Origin of the sequence: Pseudomonas mandelii (assembly GCF_006438925.1) — a bacterium.
Taxonomy (GTDB): Bacteria; Pseudomonadota; Gammaproteobacteria; order Pseudomonadales; family Pseudomonadaceae; genus Aquipseudomonas; species Aquipseudomonas mandelii_C.
The window spans coordinates 277,684-295,566 of record NZ_RCZA01000013.1; the positions used below are offsets into that span (position 1 = coordinate 277,684).

The following is a 17,883-nucleotide window of genomic DNA, read 5'->3' on the forward strand; positions in this document are numbered from 1 at the left end:
ATTTGGTGCAACCTTTGGTTACAGGCCTGAACAAAGAAACACCCGTGATTCTTTTTTCGTTTTGGATTAACAGGGTCTGGAACGCTGGTTGGCGAGCGGAGTTGGGATTTTGGCCTGCATTTTGCCTTACCTGTATATACAGGAGCATATAGCTACCCTATTCCTCACCACCCTGACCTCAGGACACTTTCAATGTACGCATCGCTGCAGCTCAAACCCGGCCAACTCACCCTCGATCAATTGCGCGCCATTTACCAGTTGCAAAGCCCTTTCGAACTGGACCCGGCCGCACGCGACGTCGTCGATGCCAGTACTCGTACAGTAGACGAGATCATCGCCAACCAGCACACGGTGTACGGCATCAACACCGGGTTCGGCCTGCTGGCACGGACCTCCATCCCCACCGAGTCGTTGGCCAAGCTGCAACGCAACCTGCTGCTGTCGCACTGCACGGGCACCGGCCCGTTACTGGATGACGCCAGTGTCGGCCTGATCATGGCGCTCAAGGTCGGCTCCCTGGCCCGTGGTTTTTCCGGGATTCGCTGGGAAGTCATTCAGACCCTGAGCAAGCTCTATGCTGCCAGGGTTTATCCGTGCATACCGTCGCAAGGGTCGGTCGGCGCTTCGGGCGATCTGGCGCCGTTGGCGCATATGTCCGCAGTGCTGATCGGCGTCGGCCGGGTGCGTCATGAAGGCCGTGAGATGGATGCCCTCGAAGGCCTGGCGATTGCCGGTCTGGAACCGATGGTGCTGGGCCCGAAGGAAGGCCTGGCGCTGATCAATGGCACCCAGGTTTCGACGGCGCTAGCCTTGCGTGGTCTGTTCGCCTGCGAAAAACTGTTCAGCGCTGCGGTAGTCGCCGGCAGCCTGAGTGTTGAAGCGTTGAAAGGCTCGGACGTGCCGTTTGACCCACGGATCCAGGCGGTTCGCGGGCAGCCGGGGCAAATCGACGTGGCGTCGTTCTACCGCGAACTGCTGGCCACCAGCGAGATTCGCGAATCCCATCGCGATTGCGACCGGGTGCAGGACCCTTACTCGCTGCGCTGCCAGCCTCAGGTCATGGGCGCGTGCCTGGATCACATGCGTTTCGCCGCCGGGGTGTTTCTGCGTGAAGCCAACGCCGTCTCGGATAACCCGCTGGTGTTCTGTGCCGATGGCGACGTGCTCTCCGGTGGCAACTTCCACGCCGAGCCGGTCGCCATGGCCGCCGATGTGCTGGCCTTGGCCATTTCCGAAATTGGTGCCCTGTCCGAGCGGCGAATCGCCCAACTGGTTGATCCGGCACTGTCGGGGCTGCCGGCCTTTCTGGTGCGCGAAGGCGGTCTGAACTCCGGCTTCATGATCGCTCAGGTCACCGCTGCCGCCCTCGCTTCGGAGAACAAGACCCTCGCGCATCCAGCGTCAGTCGATAGCCTGCCGACTTCGGCCAACCAGGAAGACCACGTCTCGATGGCGACCTTTGCGGCACGTCGTTTGCTGGACATGGCCGGTAACAGCAGCGCGGTGGTCGCCATCGAACTGCTGGGGGCGGCTCAAGGCGTGGACTTGCATGCCCCGCTGCAGACCTCGGAAAAGCTCGGCGAAGTACTGACGATGATTCGCCGTGAAGTCGCGCACTACGATGAAGACCGCTATTTCGCCCCGGACATCGCCGCTGCACGGGCCTGGGTCGAGAACGCTGCGTTCACTCGCTGGTTGCCTGCCCAACGTCTGTATGGCTGATTTGTACATCCCGCTCTGTAAACCTGAGCAAAATCCGTTCGCCGCCGCGTTGCTGCGGCGAACACCTACTCTTTCGTAGCCGATGGGAAGTGCCATGCGCCGCTATTATTCAGGCCCGGACTATCGTCGAGCACAGAGCATTGCCGAGTTGGCAGTGATGGCCCGTCGACGCTTGCCGCATTTCGCCTGGGAATACCTGGAGGGTGGTGCGGAAGAAGAGTTGACCTTGCGCCGCAACCGCCAAGGCTTCGCTGAAATCGCCCTGCTCCCGCAGACCCTGGTGCCCTGTTCTGTAACGCAACCCCAGCGCTCGCTGTTTGGTCGAGCGTTGCCGCTGCCCATCGCCATCGGTCCCACCGGCTACAACGCCATGCTCTATCGCGATGCCGATATTCACTTGGCCCGGGCCGCTACGGAGCGCGGCCTGCCTTTCACCCTGAGCACCGTTTCCACCAGCTCACTGGAGCAAGTGGTGGCGGCGGTGCCTGAGGTGAATCTCTGGTTCCAGCTATATTGCCTGCGTGATCCCAAGGTCCAGGAAGACCTGTTGCTACGCGCCAGCGCCGTGGGCTGCACGACCTTGTTGTTGACCAGCGATGCCGTGCTGCTGGGCAACCGGGAGTGGGACAAACGCAACTTTGTTCGCCCCCGGCAACTGAGCCTGCGCAACAAGCTCGACGTGCTGTGTCATCCACGCTGGATAGCTCAGGCAATGTGGCCACATGGCCTGCCGAACCTGGGCAACATCGAACGCTATCTGCCACCCGAGCAACGCAACATCGAAGGTGCCGCCCATTTTATCGGCAGCCAGATGGACACCGGGCTCGACTGGGATGCCCTCGCCCGACTGCGCGACCGCTGGCCACAAACACTGCTGCTCAAAGGGGTGTTGCACCCGGGCGATGCCGAGAAAGCTGTTGCGCTGGGCCTCGATGGACTGGTGGTGAGTAACCACGGCGGTCGGCAACTGGACGGCGTTCCCGCCAGCATCGACTGCCTGCCGGCGATTGCCGCCGTGACCAAAGGCAAGCTGACGCTACTGCTCGACAGCGGCGTGCGCCGCGGCACCGACATTCTCAAAGCCTGCGCCCTTGGTGCCGATGCAATTTTGCTCGGGCGCGCTACGTTGTATGGAGTGGCTGTTGGCGGACAAGCAGGTGCCCGTCATGCCCTCGACCTGCTCGCACAAGAGTTACGTTTAGCCCTGTCATTACTCGGCACGCCGGACCTGAACCAGCTCGACCGTCGTCAACTGTGCGCGACGTCTTCCACTTCCTTCACCGTGAGTTGAACCGATGAACGATCTGCAACAGACCCTCGAACAGTTGCGCCAGGCGCTGGGTGATGCCGCAGTGGTGACTGGCGCCGATATCAGTCAACGGCACTACAGCGACTGGACCGGCCATGCACCGGCCTGCCCTGCCGCGCTGTTGCTGCCGCGCACCACGGAGCAGGTCGCGAGCGCCTTGCGCATCTGCAATGACGCGGAGCAATCGGTGGTGCCCCAAGGAGGGATGACCGGACTGGCGGGCGGCGCAGTGCCTCGTGAGACGGACATTGCCCTGTCCCTTGAGCGGCTGCGCGGCATCGAGGAAATCGACCCGGCGGCGGCGACCATCAGCGTCTGGGCCGGCACGACGCTGGAGGAAATCCAGCAAGCGGTGCTCGAGGCGGGTTTTGTCTTCCCCCTGGATCTCGGCGCCCGTGGTTCGTGCCAGATCGGCGGCAACATCGCCACCAATGCCGGCGGCAATGCGGTGATCCGCTACGGCATGACCCGTGATTTGGTCCTCGGACTTGAGGTAGTCCTGGCTGATGGCCGGGTACTCAACTTGCTCAACAAGATGATCAAGAATAACTGCGGTTATGACCTGAAACAGTGCTTCATCGGCAGCGAAGGCACTCTTGGGGTGATCACTCGTGCGGTATTGAAACTGGCGCCACAGCCTGGCGAAACCACCACCCTGCTCTGCGCCCTGCCCGATTACGCCAGTGCGGTCAGTCTGCTGCGCCGGGTACAGCGCAGCGTCGGCACGCCGCAAGCGTATGAGCTTATGTGGCAAGACTTCTTCCGCCTGGGGGTTTCCTGGCTGGAAAACCCGACCGCCCCGATGTCTCTGGATCATCCGCTGTATGTATTGCTCGAGTGCGCCAGTCCTCGGGAACTGCTTGAACAAACACTGGAGGAGGCCTTTGCCGCCGGTGAAGTGGTTGATGCGGTATTGGCCAGTTCCCAGGCCCAGGCTCGGGCACTCTGGAAGATCCGTGAAGCGACCGGCGAATTTCCCCTGCGCATGACCCCGTTGAACTTCGACGTCAGCCTGCCCATCGGCCTGATCGGCGACTTCGCCGAACGCTGTCGCCAGCGCCTGGAGCAACGCTGGCCGGGCAACCACAGTGTGTATTTCGGTCACATTGGTGACAGCAACCTGCACCTGACCATCGACTGCGCATCCTTGCCCCAGCCCGCGCCCATCCTTGAGGTCGAGGAACTGGTTTACAGCGCTGTCGGCGAACTGGGCGGTTCGGTTTCCGCGGAACATGGCATCGGCCTGCTCAAGCGCGAGTTTCTCCATCACTCGGTCAGCCTCGAGGCTCGCCAGGCGATGCAGCAACTCAAGAATTGCTTCGACCCCAAGGGCATTCTCAACCCGGGGAAAATCCTCGGCTGAGTTCAAATCCAAGCTGTATATACCGCTATGGCACGTTAACTGCTGTATCTGTAATAGATGTCGCTGTCATCGACCAACCACAACGCATAACTAGAACCAACACATACCATAAGCCTCGCTGTACCTGATGAAGGAGTTACACCATGCAACTCGATTCTCTGTTCAGTAAAAAATTCAACGGCCTTTGCATCGCCTTGGCCTTGACTGGCGCTTGCATGGCGGCTCAAGCCGATCAACTCGCCGATGTTAAAAAATCCGGTGAACTAGTGGTGGGCACCGAGCTGCAATTTGCACCTTTCGACTTCACCGAGAGCGGCAAACAGAAAGGCCTGAACGCCGAGCTGTTCGAGCAGTTGGGCAACGAGTTGGGAGTCAAGGTCAGATTCATGGACCTACCATGGCCCAGTGTATTACCAGGGCTGGAAGCCAAGAAATTCGACGTGGTTGCAGGTCCCATCATCGTCACCAAGGCGCGTAAGGAGCGTTACCACTTTGTGTTGCCGATCGCCGAGGCCACGGTCGCGTTGCTGGTCAGCGCCAAAGACAGCCCAATCAATAAGCCTGAAGACATTGCCGGTAAAGTCGTCGGCGCGGGGAAAGGCTCGGCGCAGCTCGAAGAGCTGAAAACTTTCGCCGCCACCCTACCGAAAAAAGTCGATGTTCGTGAATACATCGACAACAACCAGGCTTACGCCGAGCTGGGAACCAAGCGCATCGTTGCAGTCGCCAACTCCCTGCCAAACATTTCCTACGTCGCCGCCCAACACCCGGACAAGTACAAAGTGGTGATGCCTCCGTTCGGCAAAAAATCCTATTTCGCGTACCTGGGGCGCAAGGATGACGACGCCAACAGTCTGATCGCAGCCCTCGATTCCGCCATGCTGAAAATGCACGATGACGGTCGCCTCGCCGCTCTGCAAAAGAAATGGCTAGGTAGTGAAATGGACGTGCCAAAAGCTGACTTCGAGCCTACCTGGTAATCAGAATATGCGGGTTCGATGAACGGATCGCCGGCTCAGCCGAGCCGGTGATTTATCCATGCTGGAGGCACGACGATGTTCGATTGGCCTTTATTGCTGCTAAACCTGCCACTACTGCTGGACAGCCTGCTGGTGACCCTTGAGATTTCCGTCTTGGCACTGGCCATTGGCTTTGTCATCGGCGTTATCGTCGGGAGCTTGCGTCTTTCGCCCCTGCCGTTGCTCAGACGTTTGGGTGGCGCTTATATCTTCGTGTTCCGTGGCATTCCGCTGCTGGTGCAACTGCTGTTCATTTATTACTTCCTGCCGCGTATCGGCCTGCCCAACGTTTCACCCATGGTGGCGGCGGTGATCGGTCTGTCCCTGGCGGCCGGCGCCTATATCGCTGAAATCATGCGCGGTGGTTTTCTCGCCATCCCTGGCGGTCAGCTGGAAGCCGCCGGCCTGCTTGGCCTGAGTTCAGGACAAATGCTGGTGCGCATTCGTGTCCCTCAAGCCGTGCGCCTAACCCTGCCGGCACTGGTCAATGAAATGATCCTGCTGATCAAGGCTTCGTCACTGGTGTCGGTGGTGGGCCTGGCCGACCTGACTCGCACGGCCCAGAACATTGCGGCCAGTGACTACATGTTCGTTCAGGATTACCTGATGCTGGCCGGCTTCTATTGTCTGATCAACATCCCGCTGGCGTTCTTCGGCGGCTTGCTGGAACGCCATCTGAAGGAGCGTACCGCATGATCTTTGACCCCACGATCATCACCAATCACCTCGCAGATATCGGCCAAGGCTTCATGGTTACTCTCGGTACCTGGTCCGCCGGTGTCGCATTGGGTCTGTTGTTGGGCTTGTTGATTGCCGTCGCCCAACTGTTCGGCAACAGCCTGGTGCGCGCGCCGTTGCGAGTGTTCATCGAGATGATTCGAAGTACGCCGTTTCTGGTCCAGTTGTTCCTGGTGTATTACGGCGGCCCGTCTTTCGGTTTGAGCCTGGACCCCATTCCGGCTGGCATTCTCGGTTTGGGCATTTATGGCAGCGTTTATTTCGCGGAAATTTTCCGTACCGGTTTTGAGTCCGTAGCCCGCGGACAACTGGAAGCCGCCGACTGCCTGGGTATCAGCCGCCTGCAATGCATCATGCGCATTCAGATTCCACAAATGTTGGTGATCATCCTGCCGGCACTGGTCAATCTGGTCACCATCCTGTGCAAGGAAACCGCCGTGCTGTCGATCATCACCATCCCCGAACTGACCATGGTCCTCACCGGTATTGGCTCGGAAACCTTTGCCTTTGTCGAGACCCTGCTGGTGCTATGCATCGGCTACCTGCTGCTGGTGGAAGCCTGTTCCCGGATGGGCATGCTGCTGGAAGTACGCGTTGGGCGTTTCATGCAGAAGCAGCCGCGATGAGTAACCTCCTTCCTGCCGCCGCGGACCTGCGCGCGAAACCAGCCCCTTCGGCGCCAATAGCCCCGCCACACTCATCCGTATTGAAAAATCAGGTGAAGCGATGAAGACTTCCAAGGCACTCTCCGACAATAGCGAGCCGATGCTGAAACTTCACAACGTCGGTAAGAGCTTCGGCAACCTGCGCGTACTCAAGGGTATCGACTTGCAGGTCCGGCATTCTGAAGTGGTGTGCCTGATCGGCCCCTCCGGCTCAGGCAAAAGCACACTGCTGCGCAGCATGGCGTTCCTTGAGGAATACGACGAGGGCGAAATTTTTATCGAAGGCCAGCTGCTTGGCTGGATGCCGGAAACCGGCAACGGCCGCAAGCGCGCGGCACAGTCGCAAATCAATCTGGTGCGGCGCAATGTCGGCATGGTCTTCCAGCAATTCAACCTGTGGCCGCACATGACCGCTCTTGGCAATGTCAGTGAAGCCTTGTTGCGCGTGCGCAAGTTATCTGCCGATGACGCTCGGCAACGAGCCATGGCGATGCTTGATAAAGTCGGTCTAGCCCATAAAGCCGCGGCCTATCCGGCGCAGCTGTCTGGTGGCCAGCAACAGCGCGTTGCGATTGCCCGGGCGTTGGCCATGGAGCCGCACATCATGCTGTTCGATGAACCCACCTCCGCTCTCGATCCGGAGTTGGTCGGCGAGGTGCTGCAGGTCATGAAGACCCTCGCCAAAGAAGGTATGACCATGGTGGTAGTCACCCATGAGATGGGCTTCGCCGCTCAGGTCGCCGATTCGGTGGTGTTCCTCGATCAGGGCCAGGTGGTCGCTCATGGCACCCCTCACGAAATCTTTCACAACGCCGAACAGCCGCGACTGCAGCAATTTCTGCAGAACTACCTGGATCGCAACGCCTTCTGGCAGGACACCAAAGAGGTTAGCCCAGTATGAATGCCAACGACCTGAATCTGTTGGCCCGCGCCGAAGTGCGTGACCTGGCCAGCTACAACGCCGGCCTCGGCTCGGATGCGGTGCGCAAGCGCTTCGGTCTGACCCGCGTCGCCAAACTGGGCAGCAATGAAAACCCGATGGGCCCAGCACCCGCCGTTACCGCCGCAATGGCTCACGCCTGCAGTGAAATTGCGCTGTACCCCGATGCCGGTTGCCAGGCATTACGCGCCGCACTTTCGAAAAAACTCAACGTACCGGAAGATCATTTGGTGTTCGGCAATGGCTCGGAAGATTTACTGAGCGTCATCAGTCGGGTGTTTTTAGACCATGACGATGAAGTAGTCACCGTGGTGCCCTCCTTCGGTTTGCATTTTATCTACCCAATGGCGGCCGGTGCCCGGGTGGTAGGTGTGCCAATGACCGCCGAAGGCACTTTCGACGTGGCGGCGATGGTCGCAGCGCTCACGCCACGCACGCGTCTGCTGATGTTTTCCTGCCCGTCCAATCCGGTTGGCTGCACCCTCAGCGCCGACGAGTTGCAACAGTTGCTCAGCGCATTGCCCGCGCAGTGTTTGCTGGTGTTCGACGAGGCCTATTACGAATACGCCCGATGGGAGGCCGATTACCCGGATTGCCTGGGCTTAATTCAGGCGAGCGGCAAACCGTTTGTCCTGCTGCGAACCTTCTCCAAGGCTTATTCCCTGGCGGGCTTGCGCGTCGGTTACGGTATCGTGAGCGACCCACTGCTGGCCGATCTGATCAATCGTCTGCGCACGCCTTTCAACGTTAACCGCGTGGCCCAGGCCGCTGCGGTTGCAGCGCTGGCCGACGATGAACATCTGCAAGCCTGCCTTTCCCATGTCGCCAGCGAACGCCGGCGGTTGGCGGTCGCGCTGCAGGAGCAAGGCATCTCGACCGCACCGTCCATGGCCAACTTCCTGTACTTCAGCACCCCTTATCCTGCCGAAGTCATCAATCAGTTACTGCTGCGTGAGGGAGTGATCATCAAGCCCTGGCGCGAAGCCGGATACGCTAATCACTTGCGGGTATCCATCGGAAGCTGTGAGGATAACGACCTTTTCCTCCAAGCCCTGGCAAGAGTCCTTGCCGTACAAGAAACGCGGACCGACTGATGATTAAAAATGCACCGCAAGCGCTCTATCAGCGCGCGAAGGATTTTGTGCAAGGCCAGCTTCGCGCGGGCGTTTGGAAACCCGGCGACCTGATCCCTTCAGAGAACCGTTTGGTGCAAGAACTGGGCATGTCGCGCATGACCGTCAACCGGGCATTGCGCGAACTGACCGAAGAAGGCCACTTGGTGCGAATTTCGGGCGTCGGCACCTTCGTGGCCGAAAGCAAACCGCAATCGAACCTGCTGCGAATCACCAACATCGCCGACGAAATCATTGCTCGGGGTCACAGCTACACGTGTCGTGTCCTGCACCTGGGACGCGAGGCGGCCTCGATGCCAGTGGCCGCCGCCCTGGCGCTAACCACCGGCTCTTCGGTTTTTCATCTGGTCTGTGTGCATAGCGAAGAAGGCGTCCCGGTGCAGCTCGAGGATCGTTACGTCAATCCCGAGCTGGTGCCGGAATTTCTGCAGCAAGACTTTGGCGAGCATCTGCAACCGGCCAGATACCTGCTGCAGGTCATCAGGCCCGATGAAATGGAACATATCGTCGAAGCCAGCCACCCCAGCAGCGATGAAAGCAAACACATGCAAATCGATGCCAATGAACCCTGCCTGGTCCTCATGCGCCGGACCTGGAGTCAGAGCAAAATCGTCACCTATGTGCGCTTGATCCATCCCTCCTCACGCTATCGCCTGGGCAGTCGCCTGCCGGTGAATGGAGCGCATAGAGACAGTTGAGGCCCGATGGCACTTGGACCGCCGGGATAACCCTTTTCAAACAGCTAAAATCGTCCCCACCAGTTCAGGTATAGCTTCGAACAGGTCCGCCACCAGGCCGTAATCGGCTAGGGCGTACAGATATTTGAAGTTGTCGACGTTCTGCATGCCACGGCCGCCGGAAACGACGATCTTCAGCGGTAAGTTCCGGACAGACCAATTCGACGAATTCTCGACTCAATACGTAGGTTGCGTTTTTCCGCGCAGTGTAGCCGAGCGCGTATCTGGCCATGGCCATGACTGAGCCAGAAGAAAAAGCAGCGCGTTTCAAACTGATGCAGGAGCACGGTATTAGCGATGCTGGATGTGGCAATACATGTGGCTGAAGACATCGATCCACCGATACACGCCGGGCAGAGGACGGTGCAGCTCAGTAGGAGTCAACACGCCAAAGTTCAACCCATGTCCAAAATAGTCGACTAACGGTCCCCCCGTTGGGCACAAACCCTGCAAAAGCACTCTCGACGAACATTTGACGTCAATCTACCGCCATACGAATTTCACGCTCAGCCCGCCCAATTGACGCAGTTCAATCGCGCAGGTCAGAGCACCACTGTGGCCGCGAAATTTCATCCTCGCCTATAGGATCCTCGACATGATCGACCTCGCCACCTGGAATTTAAGCATCCCTGAAGGCAGCCCACCGGCCACCATAGAAACGCCTCAACTGGCGCAAGGGTTCAACGATAAGTATTTCAATTCTGACACCGGTACCCTTTCCTTCTGGGCACCTGTGACCGGTTCCAAGACGGCCAACGCTATTTACCCACGTAGCGAATTGCGAGAAACCTATAGCGATGGAACTGTGCGCAACTGGCAGTATTCAGCCGCGGATAACACACTGCGGGCCAGTGTGGCCGTCAACCAGGTACCCAGCACCGGCAAGATCGTCATTGGTCAAATCCACAACAAGAACAGCAACGACCCCATGGTCAAGCTGGAATACCAGTACAAAACCTCCAGCTCGACCGGAAACATTGTCGCCAAGGTGCGCATGCGTCCCGACGATGAATCGGGCCAGGTCATTACCATTGCGACGGGTGTGCCGCTCAACCAGAACTTTTCCTACATGATCCACCTGAGCCCGAAGGGCGCGCTGGGCATCAGCGCAGCCGGAAACAACTGGAGAACCACCGTCGATCCGAGTTGGAAGACCCAACCTCTGTATTTCAAAGCGGGTGCGTATGTGCAGGACAACACCGGCTATCCCACCGAGGGTGGAAAAGTGACGTTCAGGATGCTGGAAATCCACCACGATATTTAGTCGCTTCTTGCGGGCGTCGCAGCAGCATGGAAAGCTGCCCGACTGCCGCTTGTCAATTCATTGGCAGGCGATACTCTACAGATCGACCTGACTCCGCACGCCACCCGATTCCCTTCCTGGGGCGGCCGCCAAAAACCCTGCTCAACCACTCCTGATTATTGCAAGCGAGTCGCTTGTGATTTGCCCATCCTTGGTCACGCGGTGCGCCTCAGCATCGTCCGCTGCTGGAGCGTCGAGCCTTGCAAGCAGCAATGAGCACTCTGCCGACAACGCCCCAATAATTTAGCCTCTCAGCGTAGCGAATTCGCTTCTGTGAACGCACGATCAATGAGCAACGCAGTACTGCCGTTTCAGACTCGGAATTCGATGTACGTTTTAATGTTCAAAAAAAACGTGGCTGGTGGTGGTTTTCAATAGCTATCGCTGGAACGAAAAAAGAGGCCGAAGCCTCTCCTTTCAACGATAAACGTAAATGTCGCGCACAAAAAAACGCCACTCATTAGAGTGGCGTTTTTTGTGAATCTTGGAGCGGGAAACGAGACTCGAACTCGCGACCCCGACCTTGGCAAGGTCGTGCTCTACCAACTGAGCTATTCCCGCGTCTTGGTGAGGCGCATTCTATAGAATCCAGATGCCCCGTCAACCCCTTGATTCAAAAAAGTTTATTTCTTTTCCACGTCGGTCTTCAGATGCGGCCAGGCAGCCCGCAAATACTGGACCATGGACCACAACGTCAGGCCCGCGGATATCAGCAGCAAGGCGTAACCCAGCAGCACCCAGAACGTGAAATCCGACGGATTGGCCAGCAGGATCACCAGCGCCAGCATTTGCGCGGCGGTTTTCCATTTGCCCAGGTTCGACACGGCGACATGAGCGCGGGCGCCGAGTTCGGCCATCCATTCGCGAAGTGCCGAGACGACAATCTCGCGACCGATGATCACGGCGGCCGGCAGTGTGAGCCACAGGTTGCCATGTTCTTGCACCAGCAATACCAGTGCAACGGCGACCATCAGCTTGTCAGCCACGGGATCGAGGAAAGCCCCGAACGGCGTGCTTTGTTCCAGTCGGCGGGCCAGATACCCATCCAGCCAGTCTGTGGCGGCGGCAAATGCGAACACCGAGGCGGACGCCAGGTAGCTCCATTGATACGGCAGGTAGAACAGTAAAATGAAGATCGGTATGAGCAGGACACGTAGTACGGTAATCAGATTAGGGATATTCATCGGCACAACTGGCTACGAGGTGAGGGGGCATTCTACTCGCTGTGCAGATTGGCATAAATCAACTCTGCGAGCTTTTTACTGATCCCGGGTGCTTTGGCGATCTCTTCGATGCTGGCACGAGACAGCTCCTGCAATCCACCAAAATGTTTCAACAAATCGCGGCGACGGGTCGGTCCGACACCGGCGACGCCCTCCAGTGTAGACGTGCGGCGGGTTTTCCCACGACGGGCGCGGTGCCCGGTAATCGCGAAACGGTGAGCTTCGTCGCGTATCTGCTGGATCAAATGCAGCGCGGGGGAATCGCCGCGCAAGGTGAATTCGTGAGCGGCATCGTTCAGGTAAAGGGTTTCGAAACCGGCCTTGCGCGTGGCGCCCTTGGCTACGCCCAGCAGAATCAGATCAGGCACGGCCAATTCATTGAGCACGTCGCGGGCCATGGACAGCTGCCCCTTGCCACCGTCCACCAGCAAAATGTCCGGTAGCTTGCCCTCCCCGTCCTTCAGTTTGCTGAATCGTCGGGTCAGGGCCTGATGCATCGCGGCGTAGTCATCGCCCGGGGTGACGCCTTCAATGTTGTAGCGACGATAGTCGGACTTGATCGGACCTTCGGGGCCGAACACCACGCAGGATGCCACGGTTGCTTCACCACTGGAGTGACTGATGTCGTAACACTCCAGGCGCTGCGGTGGCTCATCCAGGTTCAACACTTCCGCCAGGGCATCGAAGCGTGCAGCAACGTGTTGACGGTTGGCCAGTCGCGCTCCCAGGGCCTGCTCGGCATTGGTGACCGCCAACTGTTGCCAGCGTGCTCGCGTACCACGAACCCGATGACTGATGGTCAATTCGCGACCGCGCAGCTCATCGATGGCCGCGATCAGGGTCGGAAAGTCTTCGTGAACCACGTTGACGATCAGTTCGCTCGGCAAGTCGCGCTCGGGACTGCTGATGAAGTACTGGCCGAGAAACGCCGCCATGACTTCAGAAACGTCCTCCTCAATACCCACTTGCGGAAAGAAGTTCTTGCTCCCCAACACCCGTCCGCCGCGCACACTGATCAAATGAACGCAGGCACCGCCCGGATTGACAAACGCTGCGATCACATCGATATCGCCCGTCCCGCCCTCCATGCTTTGCTGGTCCTGGACCCGGCGCAGTAATGAGATCTGATCCCGCAACTCGGCCGCACGTTCGAACTCGAGGTTGATCGCCGCCTCTTCCATTCCTGCGGACAACTCATCCGTCAGCGCATTGCTGCGCCCCTCGAGGAACATCACCGAGTGTCGTACGTCTTCGGCATACACCTCAGGCTCCACCAGCCCGACACAGGGCGCCTTGCAGCGTTTGATCTGGTATTGCAGGCAAGGGCGCGTGCGGTTCTTGTAATAGCTGTCTTCGCACTGACGAACGAAAAACGTCTTTTGCAGCAGGCTCAGGCTTTCACGAATCGCACCGGCGCTGGGATAAGGGCCGAAATATTTGCCCTTGGCCTTTTTTGCACCGCGATGGATGCTCAAGCGAGGGAACTGGCCATCCGAGAGAAAGACGTAGGGGTAGGATTTATCGTCGCGCAGCAGAATGTTGTAGGGCGGACGCCACTCCTTGATCAGCGTCTGCTCAAGCAACAAGGCTTCGGTTTCATTGGCCGTAATCGTCGTTTCGACCTGAGCGATACGCGCGACCAGCGCCGCGGTCTTGGGCGCAAGACCGGATTTGCGGAAGTAACTCGACAGGCGATTCTTGAGGTTCTTGGCCTTGCCGACGTAAAGCAGGCGTGCCTCGCTGTCGAACATGCGATACACACCGGGGCGCCCACTGACCGTCGACAGAAAGGCGCTTGGATCGAAGACTTCAGTCATTTTCAGAGGCTGGCATCGACCATGCCGTGACGAACCGCCAACAGCGTCAACTCGACATCGCTGCTGATCGAAAGCTTTTCGAAAATGCGGTAACGGTAAGTGTTCACGGTTTTTGGCGACAGGCACAGTTTGTCGGAAATGATCTGGACCTTCTGACAGCCGACAATCATCAGCGCGATCTGGATTTCCCGCTCCGACAAGGTGTCGAAAGGCGAATCATTGGTCGGCTGGAAGGATTTGATCGCCAGTTGCTGTGCGATTTGCGGGCTGATATAGCGCTGCCCGGCAAACACCAGGCGGATAGCCTGGACCATTTCCGGGAGCCCGGCACCCTTGGTCAGATAACCCGCGGCACCGGCCTGCAACAACCTCGTCGGAAACGGATCTTCTTCGCACACGGTGACCGCGACGACTTTGATATCCGGATGACTGCGCAATAATTTGCGCGTGGCTTCAAGACCGCCGATACCGGGCATCTTGACGTCCATCAGTACCACATCGGGTTTCAACTCACGCGCCTTGAGCAGGGATTCTTCCCCGGACTCAGCCTGGCCGACTACTTGCAGGCCATCGATGTCAGCCAGCATTCGTGTAATGCCTGTACGAACGAGATCATGGTCATCGACTACTAGCACCCTAATCAAGCAGACACCTCGCGATATGGTCTTATTGGGTTGCCGACACCTTAGCAAAAAGCAACTGGCAGACCTAGCGGCAAGCGTCATATAAAAAGTTTCAATACATCTTGAAAGGCTTGTCGCATGCGTGTTTCAGCCAGGCGAGGCATCGATATCGCGCTGCATTCTCAGGAAACACGCGTCTGTGCCGACCACCTTCAGGCCCTTTCGCTCATACAACGCTTGCGCGGGATTATTTTCAAAAACCGTCAAACGCAATGCCGGACGCCGTTCCTTGCACGCCATGGCGAATACCTGATCAATCGCCCAGGAACCGGCGCCCTGCCCTCGAAACGCTTCGAGGACGTGCAATTCGCGGATGTACAGGGCTTTGGCGTCACGACTCAGACTGAAAAAGCCCAGCACCGTACTGCCACTCACAATCAACCAGTTCTCGCGCCCGGCCCAGCCTATATCGAAGCCTTCGTCCTGCCACAGCAGATCGTGCTGAATGTAATAGCGCAGCATGTTGTTGCGGGTCAGTTCACGAGCGAAGTCGAGGTCCCGGAGCGTCGCCGGGCGTAATTCAAATGCCATCAACCCTCCGCGACAGCCACTATTTGCCCGTTCCAGCCTTCAGCATCGCGGCGAGCCACGACCATCAGGTTGCCTTTACCCGGTGCGGCCGCAATCAACGAACCGTCCGACGCCCAGATTGCGCTGCGTCCTGCCGATTCCCAGCCCCCCGTCGCACCGCCATGGTTGGCCATCAGGACCGCCATCGAATGAGCGCTGGCGTAGCCTTGCAACAACGCGGTATCCGGGGCGTAGCCGTTTTCCGTGATCAGCACACCCGCCGCATAGAGATCGGCGCCTTGCTGCGCCGCCGCGGCGGCATGACTGGCGTGAGAGAAATCCGCGCACACCGCCAACGCGACCGTATCGACACCAATGTTCAGGGTCGAACCGCCGGTTCCCGGTGCAAATGCAACCTCCTCGCCTGGATGCAGATGTTGCTTGCTGTAGATCCCGAGCGATCCATCAGCGCCCAACACCAGCGCCCCAATCAATACGGGCGAATCCTCCGACAGGCGAATCGGCATCCCGACGACAGTCGTTACACCAACTTCCTGCGCGAAATCCCGTAGCGGTTGCAGAACCTCGGCGTCTGGCGCAATGGCCAATTCCGCCGCAAGTCCACGTTCGTACCCGGTCAGCGATAACTCCGGGAACACCAGCAATTGCACGCCCTGCTCCGCGGCAACTTGCATGAAGCGCTGATGCCACACCATGTTTGCGGCAAGGTCTCCAGCGATGGAGGTCGATTGAGCAGCGGCGATGATCAGTGGCGTCATGGTTCGTCCTTGTGACGTGGTACGTAAGCGGAGCACAAAGTGTGTCACAACCGGCGACGCACTCAAGCGATAGAAAATGCCTCCGGTGATCGATAGCATTTTCTGATTGAATCCACGTACCGGCCTCGAGTAAGCTCGGCGCACTCATCGGAGAAAGACCATGTCCAGCCCCCTCTCACAGCTTCGTACCGTCAGCGCCCTGCGCTCGGTGGCGGCTGCCCGGGTGAATGACGTTTGTGCTCCGGTCAGCTTTTATTTTGGGTATTGGTTTAGCCACTGGCGCGCCTGATACCCACACGGCGCCCACTTTAAACGGGTCGCCACCAGAGAATTCTCAACCCCCGGTCGGCTTCCCGACCGGGGGTTTTGTTTTTTCAGCCCCGCACATTTTTAGCGACACACCAGACAACCAGAGGATTCAAAAAATGAACTACGCCACTTATTACCGTTACGACAGTTTTACCGCCTGGCGATTTAGCAGCCTCCGCTCGGGACAGCCTGCCGCCTCCGATCGGTCACCCACAGGTGGCAAGCACACACACGCAGCCAATCCGGCTAATTGTCGAACACCCCAGTAGGGCCGAGCGCGCGGGAACGAACCCGCCGCCAGCCCAGGAAGCCCGAATATGAACTCGTCCGTCTCTGCTCTGCCCCTGTCCACCTTGAGCCCTGCCAATGAAGCGCTGACTCTGCGTCTGCCCAGCTCATTGCAACTCAAACAGCAACTGCCACTCAGCAACGCCCTGAGCCAGCAAGTCGCCGCCCACCGCCAGGCGGTTCGCGCGATCCTCAACGGTGAAGACTCCCGTCTGCTGGTCATTGTTGGCCCCTGCTCGATCCACGATCCTCAGTCCGCCCTCGAATACGCCGGCAACCTCGCCCGCCTCGCCGCCGAGGTCAGTGATGAAATGCTGCTGGTGATGCGCGCCTACGTCGAAAAACCCCGCACCACGGTCGGCTGGAAAGGCCTGGCCTACGATCCTCACCTCGATGGCAGCGACGACATGGCCGCCGGCTTGACCCTGTCCCGCGAGTTGATGCGCGAAATGCTCCACCTGGGACTGCCGATTGCCACCGAACTGCTACAACCAATGGCTGCCGGCTACTTCGACGATCTGTTGAGCTGGGTCGCTATTGGCGCTCGCACCACCGAGTCGCAGATCCATCGGGAAATGGCCAGCGGCCTGAGCATGCCGGTCGGCTTCAAGAACGGCACCGATGGTGGTGTCGGTGTGGCCAGCGACGCCATGCGCTCTGCCGCCCATCCGCATCGCCATTTCGGTGTCGACAGCCAGGGTCATCCGGCAATCATTCAGACGCCGGGCAATCTCGACACCCACCTGGTACTGCGTGGCGGACACTGCGGGCCGAACTACGACCGCGACAGCGTCGCCCGGGTAAACAGCGACTTGACCAAATTGAAGATCCCGGCCCGGATCATGGTCGACTGCAGCCATGCCAACAGCGGCAAAGACCCGTTGCGTCAGCCAGCGGTGTTTAACGATGTGCTTGAACAGCGCCTGCAAGGTGATCGATCACTGATCGGCATGATGATCGAGAGTCATCTGTTCGAAGGCTGCCAACCGGTGGGCCCGTCAATGCGTTACGGCGTGTCCGTCACGGACGGTTGCCTCGGCTGGAGCGGCACGGAATTGTTGTTGCGCCAGGCAGCCGATCGGCTCAGAGGGCAGCGCAGGGATCAACAATCGGCGTGAGCCAACCCATCGTCCAGTCCTCCCATCGAGGACTGGACGTCGGAATCGAGACACTATCAACAGGCAAAGGATGTTCCCGAAGTAGGCCATCGCAGGAAAACGCTCTGTTACAGATAAAAAGATGTCCAAATATTCCGAACAAGACCTCATGTACTTTCGAACTTTCGTACATTTTCTATTCCGTTTTCATCAGGTTACAGCGGCTTTTTCATACAACGCCGAACAGC

16 protein-coding genes, 1 tRNA gene and 3 pseudogenes are annotated in these 17,883 nt (G+C 58.6%); 13 read left to right on the forward strand and 7 right to left on the reverse strand.

Features of this window, described 5'->3' with window-relative positions:
• The first annotated feature begins 192 nt into the window (after nt 1-192).
• From hutH to hutC, 9 genes are all read left to right on the forward strand, one after another.
• Entirely contained in the window at nt 193-1,722 is a 1,530-nt protein-coding gene (gene hutH, locus EAH74_RS27255) for a histidine ammonia-lyase (protein WP_140682534.1), read from the forward strand.
• Nucleotides 1,723-1,816: 94 nt separating this feature from the next.
• On the forward strand, nt 1,817-3,013 hold the full coding sequence (locus EAH74_RS27260; RefSeq protein ID WP_140682537.1) for an alpha-hydroxy acid oxidase: 1,197 nt from the start codon (nt 1,817-1,819) through the stop codon (nt 3,011-3,013).
• Nucleotides 3,014-3,017: 4 nt separating this feature from the next.
• A complete protein-coding gene (locus EAH74_RS27265) occupies nt 3,018-4,394 on the forward strand; it encodes an FAD-binding oxidoreductase (RefSeq protein ID WP_140682540.1) in 1,377 nt (458 codons plus the stop codon).
• 143 nt (nt 4,395-4,537) lie between these two features.
• On the forward strand, nt 4,538-5,374 hold the full coding sequence (locus tag EAH74_RS27270) for a transporter substrate-binding domain-containing protein (RefSeq protein ID WP_140682543.1): 837 nt from the start codon (nt 4,538-4,540) through the stop codon (nt 5,372-5,374).
• 75 nt (nt 5,375-5,449) lie between these two features.
• Nucleotides 5,450-6,109, forward strand: a complete 660-nt coding sequence (locus EAH74_RS27275; RefSeq protein WP_140682546.1) for an amino acid ABC transporter permease — start codon at nt 5,450-5,452, stop codon at nt 6,107-6,109.
• Complete coding sequence (locus tag EAH74_RS27280) at nt 6,106-6,777, forward strand: amino acid ABC transporter permease (RefSeq protein WP_140682549.1); 672 nt, start codon at nt 6,106-6,108, stop codon at nt 6,775-6,777. The genes EAH74_RS27275 and EAH74_RS27280 overlap by 4 nt, the downstream gene beginning before the upstream one ends.
• Nucleotides 6,778-6,877: 100 nt before the next feature.
• A complete protein-coding gene (locus EAH74_RS27285; protein ID WP_140682552.1) occupies nt 6,878-7,717 on the forward strand; it encodes an amino acid ABC transporter ATP-binding protein in 840 nt (279 codons plus the stop codon).
• Nucleotides 7,714-8,850 (forward strand): histidinol-phosphate transaminase, encoded by a 1,137-nt coding sequence (hisC, locus tag EAH74_RS27290; protein ID WP_140682555.1) that lies wholly within the window; start codon nt 7,714-7,716, stop codon nt 8,848-8,850. Before EAH74_RS27285 ends, hisC begins: the two co-directional genes overlap by 4 nt.
• Nucleotides 8,850-9,587 (forward strand): histidine utilization repressor, encoded by a 738-nt coding sequence (hutC, locus tag EAH74_RS27295; RefSeq protein ID WP_140682558.1) that lies wholly within the window; start codon nt 8,850-8,852, stop codon nt 9,585-9,587. The genes hisC and hutC overlap by 1 nt, the downstream gene beginning before the upstream one ends.
• 102 nt (nt 9,588-9,689) lie before the next feature.
• Here hutC and EAH74_RS33995 read toward each other — a convergent pair.
• A pseudogene (locus EAH74_RS33995) lies at nt 9,690-9,777 on the reverse strand (hypothetical protein); the annotation flags it as partial.
• Nucleotides 9,778-9,838: 61 nt separating this feature from the next.
• On the opposite strand from EAH74_RS33995, the pseudogene EAH74_RS34000 reads away from it, so the two are divergent.
• The 3 genes and pseudogenes from EAH74_RS34000 to EAH74_RS34005 form a co-directional block, all read left to right on the forward strand.
• A pseudogene (locus tag EAH74_RS34000) lies at nt 9,839-10,049 on the forward strand (hypothetical protein); the annotation flags it as partial.
• A 172-nt stretch (nt 10,050-10,221) separates the two neighbouring features.
• Nucleotides 10,222-10,890, forward strand: coding sequence for a polysaccharide lyase family 7 protein (locus EAH74_RS27300; RefSeq protein ID WP_140682561.1), 669 nt, complete (start codon nt 10,222-10,224; stop codon nt 10,888-10,890).
• 66 nt (nt 10,891-10,956) lie between these two features.
• Nucleotides 10,957-11,109: pseudogene (locus tag EAH74_RS34005) on the forward strand (ISL3 family transposase); the annotation flags it as partial.
• 305 nt (nt 11,110-11,414) lie between these two features.
• Here the strand turns inward: EAH74_RS34005 and EAH74_RS27310 are convergent.
• From EAH74_RS27310 to EAH74_RS27335, 6 genes are all read right to left on the reverse strand, one after another.
• Nucleotides 11,415-11,490 (reverse strand) — tRNA-Gly (locus tag EAH74_RS27310).
• Between the two features lie 62 nt (nt 11,491-11,552).
• Nucleotides 11,553-12,113 (reverse strand): CDP-diacylglycerol--glycerol-3-phosphate 3-phosphatidyltransferase, encoded by a 561-nt coding sequence (gene pgsA, locus EAH74_RS27315; RefSeq protein WP_008150904.1) that lies wholly within the window; start codon nt 12,111-12,113, stop codon nt 11,553-11,555.
• Between the two features lie 32 nt (nt 12,114-12,145).
• Nucleotides 12,146-13,969, reverse strand: a complete 1,824-nt coding sequence (gene uvrC / locus EAH74_RS27320) for an excinuclease ABC subunit UvrC (RefSeq protein WP_140682564.1) — start codon at nt 13,967-13,969, stop codon at nt 12,146-12,148.
• 2 nt (nt 13,970-13,971) lie between these two features.
• A complete protein-coding gene (gene gacA, locus EAH74_RS27325) occupies nt 13,972-14,613 on the reverse strand; it encodes a response regulator transcription factor GacA (protein WP_123368181.1) in 642 nt (213 codons plus the stop codon).
• 126 nt (nt 14,614-14,739) lie between these two features.
• Nucleotides 14,740-15,183, reverse strand: coding sequence for a GNAT family N-acetyltransferase (locus tag EAH74_RS27330; RefSeq protein ID WP_140682567.1), 444 nt, complete (start codon nt 15,181-15,183; stop codon nt 14,740-14,742).
• The gene (locus tag EAH74_RS27335; protein WP_140682570.1) at nt 15,183-15,941 is read right to left on the reverse strand and encodes a carbon-nitrogen hydrolase family protein; all 759 of its coding nucleotides are present in this window, start codon (nt 15,939-15,941) and stop codon (nt 15,183-15,185) included. Before EAH74_RS27335 ends, EAH74_RS27330 begins: the two co-directional genes overlap by 1 nt.
• A 626-nt stretch (nt 15,942-16,567) precedes the next feature.
• Here EAH74_RS27335 and EAH74_RS27340 point away from each other — a divergent pair.
• Entirely contained in the window at nt 16,568-17,656 is a 1,089-nt protein-coding gene (locus EAH74_RS27340) for a 3-deoxy-7-phosphoheptulonate synthase (RefSeq protein ID WP_140682573.1), read from the forward strand.
• Nucleotides 17,657-17,883: the final 227 nt, after the last annotated feature.